We start from the raw sequence: 13,996 nt of genomic DNA on the forward strand, positions 1-13,996 counted from the left end.
GTAGCGACAGACGTATCAGCGAGCGACCACTAGGTAGGACATCATTGATCTCATTCAACCGGCTCCGCGGCGCGCTCCACTCTCTTCGCATGCGTCGCAACTGCCGCGGCAGGCCGGCCTGCGTCGGGATCGCCGGGCAGTCCAAAGCCCTTGAGCAGGCCAAATACGGCCGGAATCACGATCAGCGTCAGCAGTGTCGAGGAGATCATGCCGCCGATCATCGGGACCGCAATGCGCTGCATGATCTCCGAGCCGGTGCCGGTGCTCCACATGATCGGCAACAGGCCGGCCATGATGGCGACCACCGTCATCATCTTCGGCCGCACTCGTTCGACTGCGCCTTCCATGATGGCATCGTAGAGATCTCGGCGCGTCAGCGTGCCACCTTCGGCGGCTCTGCGCGCCCGCCGTTCATCCAGCGCATGATTGAGGTAGATGAGCATCACCACGCCGGTCTCGGCCGCAACGCCGGCCAGCGCAATAAAGCCGACCACGACGGCGACCGACAAATTGAAGCCGAGCCACCACATCAGCCAGAGCCCGCCGACCAGCGCGAACGGCAGCGACAGCATCACAATCAGCGTTTCCGTCAGCGAGCGGAAATTGAGATAGAGCAGCAGGAAGATGATCGCGAGCGTCACCGGCACGACGATTTTCAGCCGCGCCGCCGCCCGCTCCAGATACTCGTACTGGCCGCTCCACACGAGGTAAGCGCCCGGCGGAACCTGAATGCTGGCCTTCACGGCGGCCTGCGCCTCGGCAACGTAACCGCCGATGTCGCGGTCCCTGATGTCGACATAGACGTACGTCGCGAGCTGCCCGTTCTCGGTCCGGATCGTGGTCGGGCCGCGCGCCGGCGCGACTTTCGTCACCTCGCCGAGTGGCACCGCCCCGCCCGCGGGCATCGTCACCAGAACCTCGCGCGCGATCGAGGCGGGATCGCTGCGCAGGTCTCTTGGATAGCGCATGTTGACGGAAAAGCGCTGGCGGCCCTCGACCGTCGTCGTCACCGTTTGCCCGCCGAGCGCGGTCGCGATCACGTCCTGCACGTCTTGGATCATGATGCCGTAACGTGCCAATGCCGCACGGTCGGGAACGATTTCGAGATAATAGCCGCCGATGCCACGCTCGGCATAAGCCGACGAGGTGCCCGGCACCGCGCGCAACACCTGCTCGACCTGCTTGGCCAGCCGGTCGATCTCGACGAGATCGGTGCCGATCACCTTGACTCCAATCGGCGTGCGGATGCCGGTCGAGAGCATGTCGATGCGCGCCTTGATCGGCTGGGTCCAGGCATTGGAGACGCCGGGAAATTGCAGCGCCTTGTCCATTTCGGCCGTGAGGCTCTCGAGCGTCAGCCCGGCCCGCCATTCGGCCTTCGGTTTGAGATTGATGATGGTCTCAAACATCTCGGTCGGCGCCGGATCGGTTGCGGTCGCAGCACGGCCGGCCTTGCCGTAGACCGAGGCCACCTCGGGAAAGCTCCGGATAATCCGGTCCTGCACCTGCAACAACTCAGCCGCCTTGGTGACGGAAAGTCCGGGCAGCGTGGTCGGCATGTAGAGCAGCGTGCCCTCGTTCAGATTGGGCATGAACTCGGTGCCGAGCTGCCGCGCCGGCCACACCGTCGCCGCGAGAATGCCGAGTGCAATCAGGATCACCATGATCCTGGCGCGCATCACCGCCTTGATGACCGGCCGGTAAATCCAGATCAGGAAGCGGTTGATCGGGTTCTTGTGCTCCGGAATGATCTTGCCGCGCACGAATACCACCATCAGCGCCGGCACCAGTGTCACCGACAACAGCGCCGCCGCCGCCATCGCAAACGTCTTGGTGAAGGCGAGCGGGCTGAACAGCCGACCCTCCTGCGCTTCCAGCGTGAAGATCGGCATGAAGGATACGGTGATGATCAGCAGGCTGAAGAACAGCGCCGGCCCGACCTCGGCTGCAGCCTCGATTAAGATCGCAAGCCGCGACTGTCCGGGCCTGGCCCTCTCGAGATGCTTGTGGGCGTTCTCGATCATGACGATGGCGGCATCGACCATCGCGCCGATCGCAATCGCAATGCCGCCGAGGCTCATGATGTTGGAGCCGATGCCCAATACCTTCATGGCCGCGAAGGCCATCAGCACGCCGACCGGCAGCATCAGGATCGCGACCAGCGCGCTGCGGACGTGCAGCAGGAACACGATGCACACCAATGCGACGATGATGCACTCCTCCAGCAACGTGTTTTTGAGCGTGGCAATGGCGGCATTGATGAGGTTGGACCGGTCATAGACCGGCACGATCTCGACCGATTTCGGCAGGCTCGATGCAATGTCCGCAAAGCGCTTCTTGACGTTCTGAATGACGTCCAGCGCATTGACGCCAAAACGCTGCAGCACGATGCCGCTGGCGACCTCGCCCTCGCCGTTGAGTTCGGTAATGCCGCGACGCTCGTCCGGCCCGAGCTCGACGCGCGCAATGTCCCTGAGCAGCACTGGCGTGCCATTACTGGCCTTGAGCACGATGTTGCCGAGATCGTTGATGCCCTTCAGATAACCCTTGCCGCGGATGACATATTCGAATTCGGACAGTTCGACGGTGCGGCCGCCGACGTCGGCATTGCTGGCGCGGATCGCATCGCGCATCTTCTGCATGGTGATGCCGAGATCGCGCATGCGCTGCGGATCGAGCACGACGTTGTACTGGCGCACGAAGCCGCCGACGCTGGCGACCTCGGCGACGCCTTCCGCTTTCGCCAGCGCGAATTTCAGGTTCCAATCCTGGATGGCCCGGGTATCGGAAAGGTTCAGCTCCCTGGACATCACGGCATATTGGTAGACCCATCCGACGCCGGTGGCATCGGGACCGATTGTCGGAGTCACGCCGGCGGGCAGCCTCGAAGCCGCGCTGTTGAGGAATTCCAGCACGCGTGAGCGCGCCCAATAGATGTCGGTGCCGTCCTCGAAGATGACATAGACGAACGACACGCCGAAGAACGAGAAGCCGCGGACGACTTTCGATTTCGGAACGGTGAGCATCGCCGTGGTCAGGGGATAGGTGACCTGGTCTTCGATCACCTGTGGCGCCTGGCCGGGATACTCGGTGTAGACGATCACCTGGGTATCCGAGAGATCAGGAATGGCGTCGAGCGGCAGATGCGCTAGCGCATAGATGCCGGCCGCAGCGGCGAACCCGCTCCCGAATAACACCAGCAGGAGGTTACGAGCCGACCAGGCGATCAAGCGCGCAATCATGGCTGAGCTCCCTCGGCAAGCCCCTTAAGTGCCGCCTTCAGGTTGCTTTCCGCATCGATAAGAAAATTGGCCGAGATGACGACGGGCTCGCCGTCCTTCAGCCCGCCGCGGATTTCGATCAGTCCGTCCCCGCGACGGCCGATCTTGACATCGCGGGGCTCGAATCGGCCCTCGCCCCTATCAACCAGAACCACTTGCCGGGACCCGGTATCAAGCACCGAACTGTCGGGAACTGCCAAAACCGGCTCCGCGCCGCCAATCTCGATATCCGCATCCACATACATGTCCGGCAGCAATGCGAGGTCCGGATTTGCGAGTTCGATCCGAACGCGGGCTGTCCGTGTCTCGCGGTTGACCTGGGGATAGATGACAGAGATCTTTCCCGAGAAGTCCCGCCCCGGGAAGCTGCGCGCGCGCACGGTTACGGGTTGTCCGACCGCAAGCGAGCCGAGATCGCGCTCGGCTATGTCAATTATCGCCCAGACCACCGACGTGTCCGCAACGCGGAAAAGCACATCGCCCGGCTGAGCTCGCATCCCCTGGACGGCGTTGCGTTCCAACACGATGCCGTCGCGTGGGGCCAGCCACTCGACAGTCACCGGAACGACCCGCGTTCTCTCGACCTCAGTGATCACTGCGTCAGGCACGTCAAGATTCGTCAACCGCTGCCGTGAACCGCGTCCGTAGGACGGTTCGCCCGCCGTAGTCTTGGACGTCAATGTCGTCACATACTCTGCGGCCGCACTGGAAACTGCCGGACTATAGACCTGCATCAAGGGCTGCCCCTTCTTGACAAAGGTGCCAGTCGTGACGTCAGCGACCGATTGCAAATAGGTTTCCGCGCGCATCGCGATGACCGAGATTCGACGCTCGTCGAGTTGGATCGTGCCTGGCGCCCGCACGACCGTCCGGACCGGTCGGAGGGCCGCCGGCTCCGATTTGACGCCGGTGCGCTGAATTTTTCCCGGCGAGACCTTGACCGATCCGTCGTCGTTGTCCTCACCTTCATAGACGGGGATGTAATCCATCCCCATCGAGTCCTTCTTGGGCGTTGGCGAGACGTCCGGCAGGCCCATGGGGTTGCGGTAATATTTGATCTTGCGGTCGGTCGGCGGAGGCGCCGCACTTTCCTGCGGTGAATTGTCGAAGCTGATATCGGCGTCTCGCGGAACCGCGCGGTAGTCGCGGCCGTCCGGCGTCTTTGTCGGTGTCAGCGAATAAAAAGGCCTGCCGTCGGGATCCTGATAGTAGATCGCAGCAGCCGGTTCGGCGCGTGCCTGCTCCATGACGTGCGCATGTTTCGTCTCTCCGCCCGGCCAGAGATATGGACGCGAAAGGACGCCAGCGACCGCGGCAGCCATGACAGCAGCGACGATCCCAACAACAACTGAGCGTTTCATTTGTCGGCCTGGATGACGAGTTTGCTTTCGACGGTGCCGGTTTCGCCCTGCACCTTGGCGCCAAGCGATAATTGCCAGCGGCCGGCCATGCTGAAGCTGGCCTTGAACCGGTAGGTGCCCGGCTCCGATCCCGCGAGCGGGGTGACCTTGGTGACCATCTCCTCCATGGCATCCGGAGCCATGTCGAGTCGCGTGGCGAAAATCACTGCATCCGGAACGGCTTTGCCCGTCGTTTTGTCGACGAGCTTCACGGCGATGATCTTGTCCGGACCCGTTTTTACGGTCGGTTCAACGAGTTTGAACTCGTAATTCCTGATATCGGCGAACGCGACAGGTGTGGCGCACATCAAGACAGCGCTGCTCAGCGCGACCCGCAGGCTGCGCGAAAATTGATTGGCCTTCATTGGGGATAACCCTCGATCTGCTGGTCAGCTGCGAACGCAGCATGGACGCGGACGCCACAAGGCGCCGCGCGCGATTGTCGGCGCTACGCCGAAACGACCAGGGACCGGGGAGGTTTTGGAGGGGGCGAGTATCCGACGCTTTCCACTTCGGGATCGCTGCCAGGAAACGTTCGAAGCGTAACAGGCTGGATTTCGACAACACTCGCCGGCATCGGCGCCTGCAACGTCGCCGACACGCAGAGCGCCATCAGCGGGCAATCGGCGCAATCGACGGGCGACGATTTCTCCGGGCAGCACGGCATGTCAGCCGCCGCGAACGCCGCTTCGTCGGCCAGGGAGGCCATGGCCGTCGATGCCGCCGAATCCACGTTCGCCCGCGCCGCAAGCGGGGCAAATACGAGGCCTGCGATCAAAAAGACCGCTATCAGCCGGCAAAGGTGGATCGAGCGTTTCACGGAGCGATTTTCGCATAGTTCGGCCCGTGATGGGAAGCCAGGTTCCATCACAAAGCCGCGGGTTTGCTTAATATAGCGCAAGTGCGACGCCCCTGATTGCGCTGGATCAATCCCGGAAGCCTGCCGCCTTTCCCTGTTCGGCCTGGCGCAGAACATTTTCGGCCGCTGCGGCTTGAGGTAGCGGCCGCACGACTTGCAGCCGGCACTTAAAGCAAGGAGCCCCGCCATGCACGCCCGCGAAATGATCGGCACCCACCCGGCCGCCCAGGGCCAGATCAATGACGCCCTGATCCGTTGCATCGAAGAGTGCTATTCCTGCGCCCAGACCTGTACCTCCTGCGCCGACGCCTGCCTCTCGGAGCGCATGGTGCAGGATCTCACCCAGTGTATCCGCCTGGACCTGGATTGCGCCGACATCTGCAACATTACCGGCCGCATCATGACCCGCCGGACAGGTTACGACGACGAGGTGATGCGCCGCATGCTGAGCGTCTGCGCCGCCGCCTGCCGGCTTTGCGCGGAGGAGTGCCAGAGGCATGCAGCCCAGCACGAACATTGCCGTATCTGTGCGGAAAGCTGTCTCCGATGCATGGAGGCCTGTCAGGAAGTGTCACGCAGCATGGCGCAATAGCGCAGGTATCAGCCCTCGCGTCGAAAGATGCTGAATTGGAAAGCCTGTCGGGAGCCCCAGGGCGTCGCATGCTCGTGCCGCTGCGTGTGGACCGGCTTGAACGCGGCGCCGAGCGTCCGTCCCAGGCTCGCGCTGTCGTAGCGCGCGACCGGCAGGCCGCTGCATTTTTCGGGGCCGTCGGGCGCGAAGGTGGCGATGATGGCGTGCCCGCCAATTTTCAGGCCACGCTGAAGACGGGCAATGTAGGCGGCCCGATCGTTGGCATCGGTGAGAAAATGGAACGCCGCCCTGTCATGCCAGATGTCGTAAGACCTGGCCGGCTCCCAGCTCGTCGCGTCCGCAACGATCCAGCTCACTTGCCTGGCGCTGGCGCCAAGGTGGCTCTCAAGGCGGCTTTTAGCGGCGGCCAACGCCGCAGTGGACAGGTCAAGCACGGTGACGTCCTGAAATCCCTGCTCCACGAGATGGTCGACCAGCCGCGACGCGCCGCCGCCGATATCGATGATGGTCGAGGTGCGGGTCGCCGCCGCCTGCACGATCAGATCGAGCGAAGGAGCCGGGCTTTCCTGATACCAGCTAACCTCGTTCTCGCGCTTCGTCGTGTAGACGTTCTCCCAATGGGCCTGACGGCTGACCTCTCCCACAGGGGCCCCTCCTCTCCTTGGTGCGGACGCTCGATATATGATCGCGGCTGCTACCCTCGACAATGACCCGGTTGACTAACCCATATCTCTCCGGTTATGGATTGATCAATAACCAACAGGTTATCGATCTCAGATGCCGAACGCTCGCGACGTACTCTTCAGGACCCTCGCCGATCCGACCCGTCGGGCAATCTTCGAGCGGCTCTGCCGCGAAGGCGAGCAGACGGTCGGGGCGCTGACGGCCCGGGCCGGGATCTCGCAACCGGCGGTTTCAAAACATCTTGGCGTTCTGAAGCAGGCCGGGCTGGTCCGCGATCGTCACGCAGGCCGCCAGACGCATTATAGCGCGCAGCTTGGCGCCCTGGCCCCGCTGATCGACTGGGCGAGCCAAATGCACGGCTTCTGGCAGAACCGGTTCGATAGCCTCGAAGACCTGCTCAAACGGATGGACCAATGACCAACTCCGCCACCGAAACACGCACCGTCGTCGTCGAACGCGAGATGTCCTATCCGCCGGAAAAGCTCTGGCGCGCGCTCACGCAACCCCATTTGATCGAGGAGTGGCTAATGAAGAACGACTTCAAGCCCGTCGTGGGCCACCATTTCAATCTTCGCGGCGACTGGGGCGGCGTACTCGACTGCGAGGTGCTCGCCATCGAGCCGAACAAGGCACTGTCCTACACCTGGAATTTCAAGCACGTGGATGCGGCCTTCAACCTGCAGAGCGTGGTGACGTTCACACTGACGCCAACGGCCTCGGGAACCCGCCTGCGCATGGAGCAAACCGGCTTCCGGCCGGATCAGAAGCAGGCCTATGGCGGCGCCCACGCCGGATGGCAGCAATTCTTCGCCAAGCTGGAAGAACTCGTAGCGCGGGTCGACTGAAACCGCCGCATCGCGCCCCGTCTCGTCTTCAAAAGGAGGTCACATTGAACTGGAACAAGTGGATACGACAGGTCCACCGTTGGCTAGCCCTTGCCTTCACGGTGGCCATTATCGCCAATGTGGCTGCCATGGTGCAGGAGAAGCAAGCCGCCTGGGTGGGGTTGCTGGCGCTGCTGCCGCTGATCTTGCTCCTGCTCACGGGTCTGTACATGTTCATGTTGCCCTATGCTGCCAAATGGCGCAGCGGCTGAAGCAGCGCAGGAATCAACGCCATGGCGCAAACGACGTCGAAGGCACCGCCGAAGGCAGCCAAGAAGCCCACCGCCAGACGGCCCGCCGCCAAACCGGTCGTCCTGCTCTCGGGCGGCAATCCGCAGGTTGCGAAAGCGGACGGCGACGCTCCCGTGCAGGCCTACATCGCGGCCATGCCGGGATGGAAGCGCGACGTCGGCCGCATCCTTGACGCGCTCATCGTGCGCACCGTCCCCGGCGTGCGCAAGGCGGTCAAATGGAACACGCCCTTTTACGGTGTCGAGGACCAGGGCGGCTGGTTCCTCAACTTTCATTGCTTCACCAAGTACGTCAAAGTGGCCTTCTTCCGCGGCACATCGCTGCGCCCTGTCCCGCCCGGCGAGTCCAAGCACAAGGAAGTGCGCTATCTCGACATCTATGAGGACGCTGCCCTTGACGAAGCCCAATTCGTCGCCTGGGTGAAGCAAGCGAGCCAATTGCCGGGCGAACGATTGTGAGCGAAATGACGACAGCAACGAAGAAAGCGGCGACAAGTATGAAGAAAAGCGGCGCGAACGAAGCAAAAGGCGGACGCTCGCCCTCCGAGCACATCGATGCCAGGATCAAGGAATTGGGCGACTGGCGCGGCGAGACGCTCGCGCGTATCCGCAGCATCATCAAGCAGGCCGACCCTGAAGTGGTCGAGGAATGGAAGTGGCGGGGCGTTCCGGTGTGGGAGCACGACGGAATCATCTGCACCGGCGAGACCTACAAGGCTGTCGTGAAAATGACCTTCGCCAAGGGCGCCTCGCTGGACGACCCATCAGGCCTCTTCAACTCCAGCCTGGAGGGCAATACCAGGCGCGCCATCGATATCCACGAGGGCGACAAGATCAACGAAAAAGCCTTGAAGGCGCTCATTCGCGCGGCCGTGGCATTGAACACGTCGAAACGGGCGGCCCCTCGTCCCGCCAGCGCCCGGAAGAAAGCAAAGACCGCTTGACGATGGCGATGCCTACCTGGGAAAAAGCTGCAATTCCAGCAATGCGAGCCGCTGCAGGACAACCGGATCCCGCTCTCCGGCGTGGGCGCCGCGCAGGATAGCTTCCGCGATGTATTGAACGTGATGAGAGCTGACGGGCTCAGGAAGCGACGCGACGGTGGCTTCAAGCGCCTGCTCCATCACCGAGATGACCTCGGGCGGGAACGATGCGTTTGCAAAGTCCTTCATGGCGATGGCAGTGAAAAGGAAGCGGTTGCCAATGCAACGTTGAGGTCGGACCGGCAGCCGCTCAAGTCCATGTGTCTATCCCTGACACTATTGCATAATTTTCCCGAAATTGAATCGTTCCAACAAGGCGGACAAAATCCGATTCCATGAGGCCGGCGAGCCGCTGACGCGGCGGTCGGACGCTTCAGGCCGACGGGTCCTGGTGGAGATAGCGGTCGTCAAACTGCGCCAATTCCGCCAGCTTTGTTTCGTCGAGCACGTGGACGCGGCCCCTGCTGACGTCGACAATTCCGTCCTGGCGAAGCTGCTTGATGATGCGGTTTGCATGCACAGGCGTTATGCCCAGCGCTTCGCCGATTTGCTCCTGGGTCAGGGGAAATTCGAACACCGCAGGCTCGGCGCGCTCCGTGAGAGCAAGGCGCCGGCGAAGCTCAAGGACGGTGTGAGCCAGCCGGGCCGGCGCCGGCCGTTGTCCGACATTGACGATCCACTCCCGGAATATTGCGGCATCGATCAAGGTGTCGCGCCAAAACACTTCCGCGACGTTCGGCTGCGTATGCGTCAGGGCGCGCAGCGACGTGTGACTGATGAACCCCAGTGTCGACGGCACCAGCGTGATCAGATCATGATCCATCACCTGCAGGTGCAAACTCTGAAGATCGGGAATTTCCCCGGGGATGTGAATCGAGAGGATTTGCCGCCCACCCCGCTCGGTCGTCTTTGACCGGATGCAGAATCCTTCGATGATCAGGCAGCATTCTGTCGGACGCTCGCCATCGGATACGATGGCTCTCCCGCCCTCCCAGTGGCGAACCGCAACTGGAAGCGAACGGATTGCAGCGATGTCCGCCTGATCGAGTTTCGAGACGGTATTGAGCCGCCGCAACAAGCTCGCCAACACCGTTTCCCGCTCCAACGGCTTGCCTCCTTTTTTGAGTGAATTGACCTGCTGCCTTTGAATGAAAACGAAAGCCGCCCGATACCAGTTCCCAACAAAGGTTAAGGATACGATCGTCAGAACATGAAAGGGTCTTGTCGACAAAGGAGATCCATCCATGAAAAAGAAACGCAATCGCAGCCGGCCGGAGCTTTCTCTTCAGGAGCGGCTGAAACGAATTGCCTTTCGCGCCCGCGAAAAGGCCGAGGTGCTGCCGCCAGGACGCGAACGCGATCGCCTGATCATGGCGGCGGTCTCGACCGAGTCCGCGGCCGCCATCGAGCGTTGGCTGACATCGCGCGAATTGCAGGGTCCGAAATAGTGCGGCGCGCCGTCTTACGTCTCACATCCGCCGGTCGGCGCAGACGCGGATGACGTACAGCGGATTTGCGAACTCGTCCGTGACCTCCATGCACCAGTCCTTGCCCGGACGCAGCCTTCCATCAAGGTCCTGGATGATCTGCCCCGCTGTCCTGGTTGCCTCGCGCCAGGCCGCTTGCACGTCGGGCAATTCCTCCCCTTCCTCGTCCAGTTCGGCCCGCTCGTGATACACATTAAAAAAATAGCGTGGCATGAGGGCTTTTCCTTTTTAACGGCGGGCAGCCTTTCCCGACCGATACGCCCTTGGACTATTCGCGGCGGCCCTTGTTCGAACTGACGTCGTCACGGCACGAACGCTGTGTCCGCCACAGGACATAGTAAGCAAGCTATGGCGCCGCTAAATGTTCCTCTGGCGACGAGCAACCTCGGGCGGGGATGCGGCGCCGGATTGCCGCCTGACCTCCTGCGCCCGTCGGTGTCCAGCGCGGCGAGGAACGAATCGAAGCGAGCCAGCTTGATTCGCTGTTCTGGAGTCCGGGAGTGCTTTATGCGCACGGCTGAGTCGGTTCCGTCAATCGTGCCCCACATTGACGAGCACGATGTCTACATCGTCGAGCACCATTCCTTCGAACACGGACGGATCTGGGGAGAAGTGAATTCGGAGACGCCCGGCTTCGAGCCGGTTGTCATGGATCTGCTCACCGGCCAGTACGTCAACCCGATACGGGTTGTTGCCTTCAACGTCGGCGAAGGATGGTGCCGTGACGCCTCGGCGGAGGTCGTACACGAACTGCGGCGACGTTGCGATCTCCAGCAGCGCGACATTCCATTTTTCCTGCAGGATTTTGTCGATCGCTACGAAGGCCGCTATCGGGACGTCCAGTTGCCGCTGCCGATGCGGCTGTATTAGCCTGTCTACTCATCAGAGCTGAACGGGCTCTGGCCAAGCTTTCCTGTTGGCCATCCCGCTGCCGGCTACGAGTTCGTGATGGCTGACCGTCAGCCGGACCATGTCCTCGTATTCCTCGATCTCGAACGTCACCCGGCTGTAGGCGGATGGATCGAGGCCTGCGTGGGTTACTGATCGGCGAACCTCGTGTCGGCGCGCTGACCCGATCGCGATTTTGCCGTCCTGATCGCGTGCCATATGCGGGCGGGCGTGGCGGGCATGTCGAGATGCTGCACGCCGAGCGGCGCCAGCGCGTTCATCACGGCATTCATGATGGTGGCGGGAGCCGCGATGGCCCCGGCCTGCCCGCTTCCTTTGACGCCGAGCCGGTTGGCGCGGCTCGGAAAGTCAGGCGTGAGACTGCCCTCGAACGCGGGCAGATCGTCCGCGCGCGGCAACGCGTAGTCCATCAGCGAGCCCGAAAGGATCTGTCCCGTCTCGGCATCGAACAGCGCCTGCTCGAACAATGCCTGACCGATGCCTTGGGCCACGCCGCCATGGACCTGCCCCAGCGTCAGGCGGGGATCGAGCAGGCGGCCATAATCGTCGAAGATGACATAGCGGTCGAGCTTCACCTCGCCGGTTTCGGGATCGATCTCGACTTCAGCGACATGGCAGCCGTTGGGAAAGGTATAGCGGTCGCAGAGGTGGGTCGCCTGGTGCGCGAGCCCGGGTGCAATGTCGTCACCTGGCGTCTGATACGAGGCACGCGCCACCTCGTCGAGGCTGATCTCCTGCCCGGTTGCAGCCACGCGCAACATGCCGGCCTGGTACTGAATCCCATCCACGCTGGCCTGCAGCAGGCGCGCGGCAAGCCGGCGCGCGTTCTCGATCACGCCTTCGGCCGCCATCAGGAGCGCGGTGCCGCCCTGGTGCATGGAGCGCGCCCCGCCATGACCGCCACCGGCGTCGAGATCATCCGTGTCGCCTTGCAAAAACCGGAAGCGCTCGAGCGGCAAGCCGAACGCATCGGCGGCGATCTGGGCGAACGTCGTCTCATGCCCCTGACCATTGGAATGCGTGCCGACCTTCAGGTCGATCCGGCCGTCCGCGGCGAGAGCAACCTCCGCCACTTCATTGGGCTGACCGCGCGCCGTTTCGAGAAAGCAGGCATAGCCCAGGCCGCGCAGCCGGCCCCGGGCGCGCGAGTTCCGCCGGCGCACATTGAACCCTTCCGCGGCCGCGACCGCGTGATTGATTGCATGGGCAAAGCTGCCCTGCTCGACCGAAAGTCCCATCGCACTGCTGTAAGGAAAACGACGCATGATGTTCTTGCGCCGCAGCTTCAGCGCATCCATCCCGAGCTGGTGAGCTGCGATGTCGATGCAGCGCTCGATCAGATAGTTCGCCTCGGGCTTGCCGGCGCCGCGGTAGGCATCGATCGGCGTCGTGTTGCTGAATACGCCCCTCGTCTCGAATGCGATCAGCGGAATGTCGTAGACGCCGCCCATCGCACTCGCCATTGCCATGGTCGGCACGGCCGGCGCCACCGTCGAGACGTAGGCGCCAAGATTAGCGAAAACTTTGCTGTCGAGCGCCAGGAATCGGCCGTCGCGATCCAGGGCAAGGCGGGCCCGCACCAGGCTGTCGCGGCCATGCGCCGAGCCGGTGAAATCCTCGTTGCGGTCTCCGATCCATTTGACCGGACGGCCGAGACGGCGCGCCGCCCACAGCACAAGCACCCATTCCGGATAGAGAACGTTCTTCATTCCGAAGCCACCGCCGACATCGGGAATGCTGACGCGGAGCTTGTCTTTCCCGATGCGGAAAACCGAGGTTGCCAGCAGGTCGCGGATCGCGTGCGCGCCGGCGGCCGAGGCGATCAGGTGCAGACGGCCGCGTTTCGCATCGAACTCTCCCAACGCGCCGCGCGTCTCCAGCGGCGCGGCGACGACGCGGTTGTTGACCAGCTCGCATTCCACGACATGGGCGGCGTCGCGGATCGCCGCTTCCACCGGGCCGATCTCACCACGGTTGAACTGGAACGCGATGTTGCCAGCAACCTCCGGCCAGATCGAGGGCGCGTCCGGCAGAATTGCATCTGCGATCGAGACGACCGGCGGCAGCGGCTCATAGTCGACGGTGACGGCTTCGGCAGCATCGCGCGCGGCCTCGGCGCTTTTCGCAACCACGAACGCGACCGGCTCACCGACATAGCGGACGCCGTCGCGCGCCAGCGCGTGATAGGGCGGTACCACCAGGGGCGTGGTCATCGGAATGGCGGTTACCGCGCATGGTAGCGGTCCGATATTGTCGGCGGCCAGGTCGGTGCCCGTCAGCACGGCGGCGACTTCAGGCATTTGACGCGCCGCATCGACCCTGATCGTAGTGATGCGCGCGTGCGCCTGCGGCGAGCGAACGACGACGCCGTGAAGCGCGTTCGGCGCCGCAAGATCGGCAACATAGCGCCCGCGTCCCCGCACGAAGCGTTCGTCCTCAATGCGGTTGATGCTGTGCCCCAACAACGGCTCGGTCATGCCAAGCTGTATGGAACCGGGCGCGGGCAAAGGCAATAGGTCGCCTTGCGGCGAAGGAAACGGACTACGAGAGATTGTGCCCATTTGGTTGCGGTGAGAGTGCGCCTGTTTCACGTCGATCATCCGATCCAATCAGGCGGCCCCGCGGAATTAGGAACAAACATCACAACCTCCGGTTCGAGATTCTTC

General features: G+C 62.8%; 17 protein-coding genes. 8 read left to right on the plus strand and 9 right to left on the minus strand.

The window, feature by feature from the left end:
• Positions 1-50 precede the first annotated feature (50 nt).
• From HCN50_RS18380 to HCN50_RS33110, 4 genes are all read right to left on the minus strand, one after another.
• Complete coding sequence (locus HCN50_RS18380; RefSeq protein WP_171711068.1) at positions 51-3,242, minus strand: efflux RND transporter permease subunit; 3,192 nt, start codon at positions 3,240-3,242, stop codon at positions 51-53.
• Positions 3,239-4,642 (minus strand): efflux RND transporter periplasmic adaptor subunit, encoded by a 1,404-nt coding sequence (locus HCN50_RS18385; protein ID WP_171711069.1) that lies wholly within the window; start codon positions 4,640-4,642, stop codon positions 3,239-3,241. The genes HCN50_RS18380 and HCN50_RS18385 overlap by 4 nt, the downstream gene beginning before the upstream one ends.
• Positions 4,639-5,046 (minus strand): FixH family protein, encoded by a 408-nt coding sequence (locus HCN50_RS18390; RefSeq protein ID WP_171711070.1) that lies wholly within the window; start codon positions 5,044-5,046, stop codon positions 4,639-4,641. The genes HCN50_RS18385 and HCN50_RS18390 overlap by 4 nt, the downstream gene beginning before the upstream one ends.
• A gap of 83 nt (positions 5,047-5,129) precedes the next feature.
• The gene (locus HCN50_RS33110; protein WP_210264982.1) at positions 5,130-5,753 is read right to left on the minus strand and encodes a hypothetical protein; all 624 of its coding nucleotides are present in this window, start codon (positions 5,751-5,753) and stop codon (positions 5,130-5,132) included.
• Between HCN50_RS33110 and HCN50_RS18400 the strand changes: the two genes are divergently transcribed.
• Positions 5,728-6,132, plus strand: coding sequence for a four-helix bundle copper-binding protein (locus HCN50_RS18400; protein ID WP_171711072.1), 405 nt, complete (start codon positions 5,728-5,730; stop codon positions 6,130-6,132). The two genes, HCN50_RS33110 and HCN50_RS18400, sit on opposite strands and share 26 nt — an antisense overlap.
• A gap of 8 nt (positions 6,133-6,140) precedes the next feature.
• Here HCN50_RS18400 and HCN50_RS18405 read toward each other — a convergent pair whose 3' ends face one another.
• The gene (locus HCN50_RS18405; RefSeq protein WP_171711073.1) at positions 6,141-6,776 is read right to left on the minus strand and encodes a class I SAM-dependent methyltransferase; all 636 of its coding nucleotides are present in this window, start codon (positions 6,774-6,776) and stop codon (positions 6,141-6,143) included.
• 133 nt (positions 6,777-6,909) lie between these two features.
• Here HCN50_RS18405 and HCN50_RS18410 point away from each other — a divergent pair, with 133 nt between their 5' ends.
• The 5 genes from HCN50_RS18410 to HCN50_RS18430 are packed head-to-tail and all read left to right on the plus strand — an operon-like array spanning position 6,910 to position 8,895.
• Positions 6,910-7,233 carry an ArsR/SmtB family transcription factor gene (locus HCN50_RS18410; protein WP_171711074.1) on the plus strand — a complete coding sequence of 108 codons (324 nt, stop codon included), beginning with the start codon at positions 6,910-6,912 and terminating at the stop codon, positions 7,231-7,233.
• Entirely contained in the window at positions 7,230-7,661 is a 432-nt protein-coding gene (locus HCN50_RS18415; protein ID WP_171711075.1) for an SRPBCC family protein, read from the plus strand. The genes HCN50_RS18410 and HCN50_RS18415 overlap by 4 nt, the downstream gene beginning before the upstream one ends.
• Before the next feature lie 44 nt (positions 7,662-7,705).
• Positions 7,706-7,912, plus strand: a complete 207-nt coding sequence (locus tag HCN50_RS18420; RefSeq protein WP_171711076.1) for a hypothetical protein — start codon at positions 7,706-7,708, stop codon at positions 7,910-7,912.
• A gap of 21 nt (positions 7,913-7,933) precedes the next feature.
• A complete protein-coding gene (locus HCN50_RS18425; RefSeq protein ID WP_171711077.1) occupies positions 7,934-8,410 on the plus strand; it encodes a DUF1801 domain-containing protein in 477 nt (158 codons plus the stop codon).
• Between the two features lie 38 nt (positions 8,411-8,448).
• Positions 8,449-8,895, plus strand: a complete 447-nt coding sequence (locus HCN50_RS18430; protein WP_235977052.1) for a DUF1801 domain-containing protein — start codon at positions 8,449-8,451, stop codon at positions 8,893-8,895.
• Positions 8,896-8,907: 12 nt separating this feature from the next.
• On the opposite strand, the gene HCN50_RS18435 is transcribed toward HCN50_RS18430, so the two are convergent.
• Positions 8,908-9,123 carry a hypothetical protein gene (locus tag HCN50_RS18435; RefSeq protein WP_171711079.1) on the minus strand — a complete coding sequence of 72 codons (216 nt, stop codon included), beginning with the start codon at positions 9,121-9,123 and terminating at the stop codon, positions 8,908-8,910.
• A gap of 184 nt (positions 9,124-9,307) precedes the next feature.
• Positions 9,308-10,195: a Crp/Fnr family transcriptional regulator gene (locus tag HCN50_RS18440; RefSeq protein WP_311968068.1), complete on the minus strand. Its 888-nt coding sequence runs from the start codon at positions 10,193-10,195 to the stop codon at positions 9,308-9,310.
• On the opposite strand from HCN50_RS18440, the gene HCN50_RS18445 reads away from it, so the two are divergent.
• Positions 10,179-10,382 (plus strand): hypothetical protein, encoded by a 204-nt coding sequence (locus HCN50_RS18445; protein WP_171711080.1) that lies wholly within the window; start codon positions 10,179-10,181, stop codon positions 10,380-10,382. The genes HCN50_RS18440 and HCN50_RS18445 overlap by 17 nt on opposite strands.
• A gap of 21 nt (positions 10,383-10,403) precedes the next feature.
• Here the strand turns inward: HCN50_RS18445 and HCN50_RS18450 are convergent, their stop codons facing one another.
• On the minus strand, positions 10,404-10,634 hold the full coding sequence (locus tag HCN50_RS18450) for a DUF6894 family protein (RefSeq protein WP_171711081.1): 231 nt from the start codon (positions 10,632-10,634) through the stop codon (positions 10,404-10,406).
• 294 nt (positions 10,635-10,928) lie between these two features.
• Between HCN50_RS18450 and HCN50_RS18455 the strand changes: the two genes are divergently transcribed.
• Complete coding sequence (locus HCN50_RS18455; RefSeq protein WP_171711082.1) at positions 10,929-11,291, plus strand: hypothetical protein; 363 nt, start codon at positions 10,929-10,931, stop codon at positions 11,289-11,291.
• Between the two features lie 167 nt (positions 11,292-11,458).
• Here the strand turns inward: HCN50_RS18455 and HCN50_RS18460 are convergent, their stop codons facing one another.
• On the minus strand, positions 11,459-13,807 hold the full coding sequence (locus HCN50_RS18460) for a xanthine dehydrogenase family protein molybdopterin-binding subunit (protein WP_171711083.1): 2,349 nt from the start codon (positions 13,805-13,807) through the stop codon (positions 11,459-11,461).
• Positions 13,808-13,996: the final 189 nt, after the last annotated feature.

The sequence above is a fragment of the Bradyrhizobium archetypum genome (assembly GCF_013114835.1).
Taxonomy (GTDB): domain Bacteria; phylum Pseudomonadota; class Alphaproteobacteria; order Rhizobiales; family Xanthobacteraceae; genus Bradyrhizobium; species Bradyrhizobium archetypum.

What these genes read in the sequence shown, in the direction of transcription:
- HCN50_RS18430 (WP_235977052.1), top strand. Translation starts at nt 8,449, where the DNA reads ATGAAGAAAAGCGGCGCGAACGAAGCAAAAGGCGGACGCTCGCCCTCC.
- HCN50_RS18425 (WP_171711077.1), top strand. Translation starts at nt 7,934, where the DNA reads ATGGCGCAAACGACGTCGAAGGCACCGCCGAAGGCAGCCAAGAAGCCC.
- HCN50_RS18435 (WP_171711079.1), bottom strand. Translation starts at nt 9,123, where the DNA reads ATGAAGGACTTTGCAAACGCATCGTTCCCGCCCGAGGTCATCTCGGTG.
- HCN50_RS18410 (WP_171711074.1), top strand. Translation starts at nt 6,910, where the DNA reads ATGCCGAACGCTCGCGACGTACTCTTCAGGACCCTCGCCGATCCGACC.
- HCN50_RS18450 (WP_171711081.1), bottom strand. Translation starts at nt 10,634, where the DNA reads ATGCCACGCTATTTTTTTAATGTGTATCACGAGCGGGCCGAACTGGAC.
- HCN50_RS18380 (WP_171711068.1), bottom strand. Translation starts at nt 3,242, where the DNA reads ATGATTGCGCGCTTGATCGCCTGGTCGGCTCGTAACCTCCTGCTGGTG.
- HCN50_RS18400 (WP_171711072.1), top strand. Translation starts at nt 5,728, where the DNA reads ATGCACGCCCGCGAAATGATCGGCACCCACCCGGCCGCCCAGGGCCAG.
- HCN50_RS18455 (WP_171711082.1), top strand. Translation starts at nt 10,929, where the DNA reads ATGCGCACGGCTGAGTCGGTTCCGTCAATCGTGCCCCACATTGACGAG.
- HCN50_RS18445 (WP_171711080.1), top strand. Translation starts at nt 10,179, where the DNA reads ATGAAAAAGAAACGCAATCGCAGCCGGCCGGAGCTTTCTCTTCAGGAG.
- HCN50_RS18460 (WP_171711083.1), bottom strand. Translation starts at nt 13,807, where the DNA reads ATGACCGAGCCGTTGTTGGGGCACAGCATCAACCGCATTGAGGACGAA.
- HCN50_RS18415 (WP_171711075.1), top strand. Translation starts at nt 7,230, where the DNA reads ATGACCAACTCCGCCACCGAAACACGCACCGTCGTCGTCGAACGCGAG.
- HCN50_RS18385 (WP_171711069.1), bottom strand. Translation starts at nt 4,642, where the DNA reads ATGAAACGCTCAGTTGTTGTTGGGATCGTCGCTGCTGTCATGGCTGCC.
- HCN50_RS18390 (WP_171711070.1), bottom strand. Translation starts at nt 5,046, where the DNA reads ATGAAGGCCAATCAATTTTCGCGCAGCCTGCGGGTCGCGCTGAGCAGC.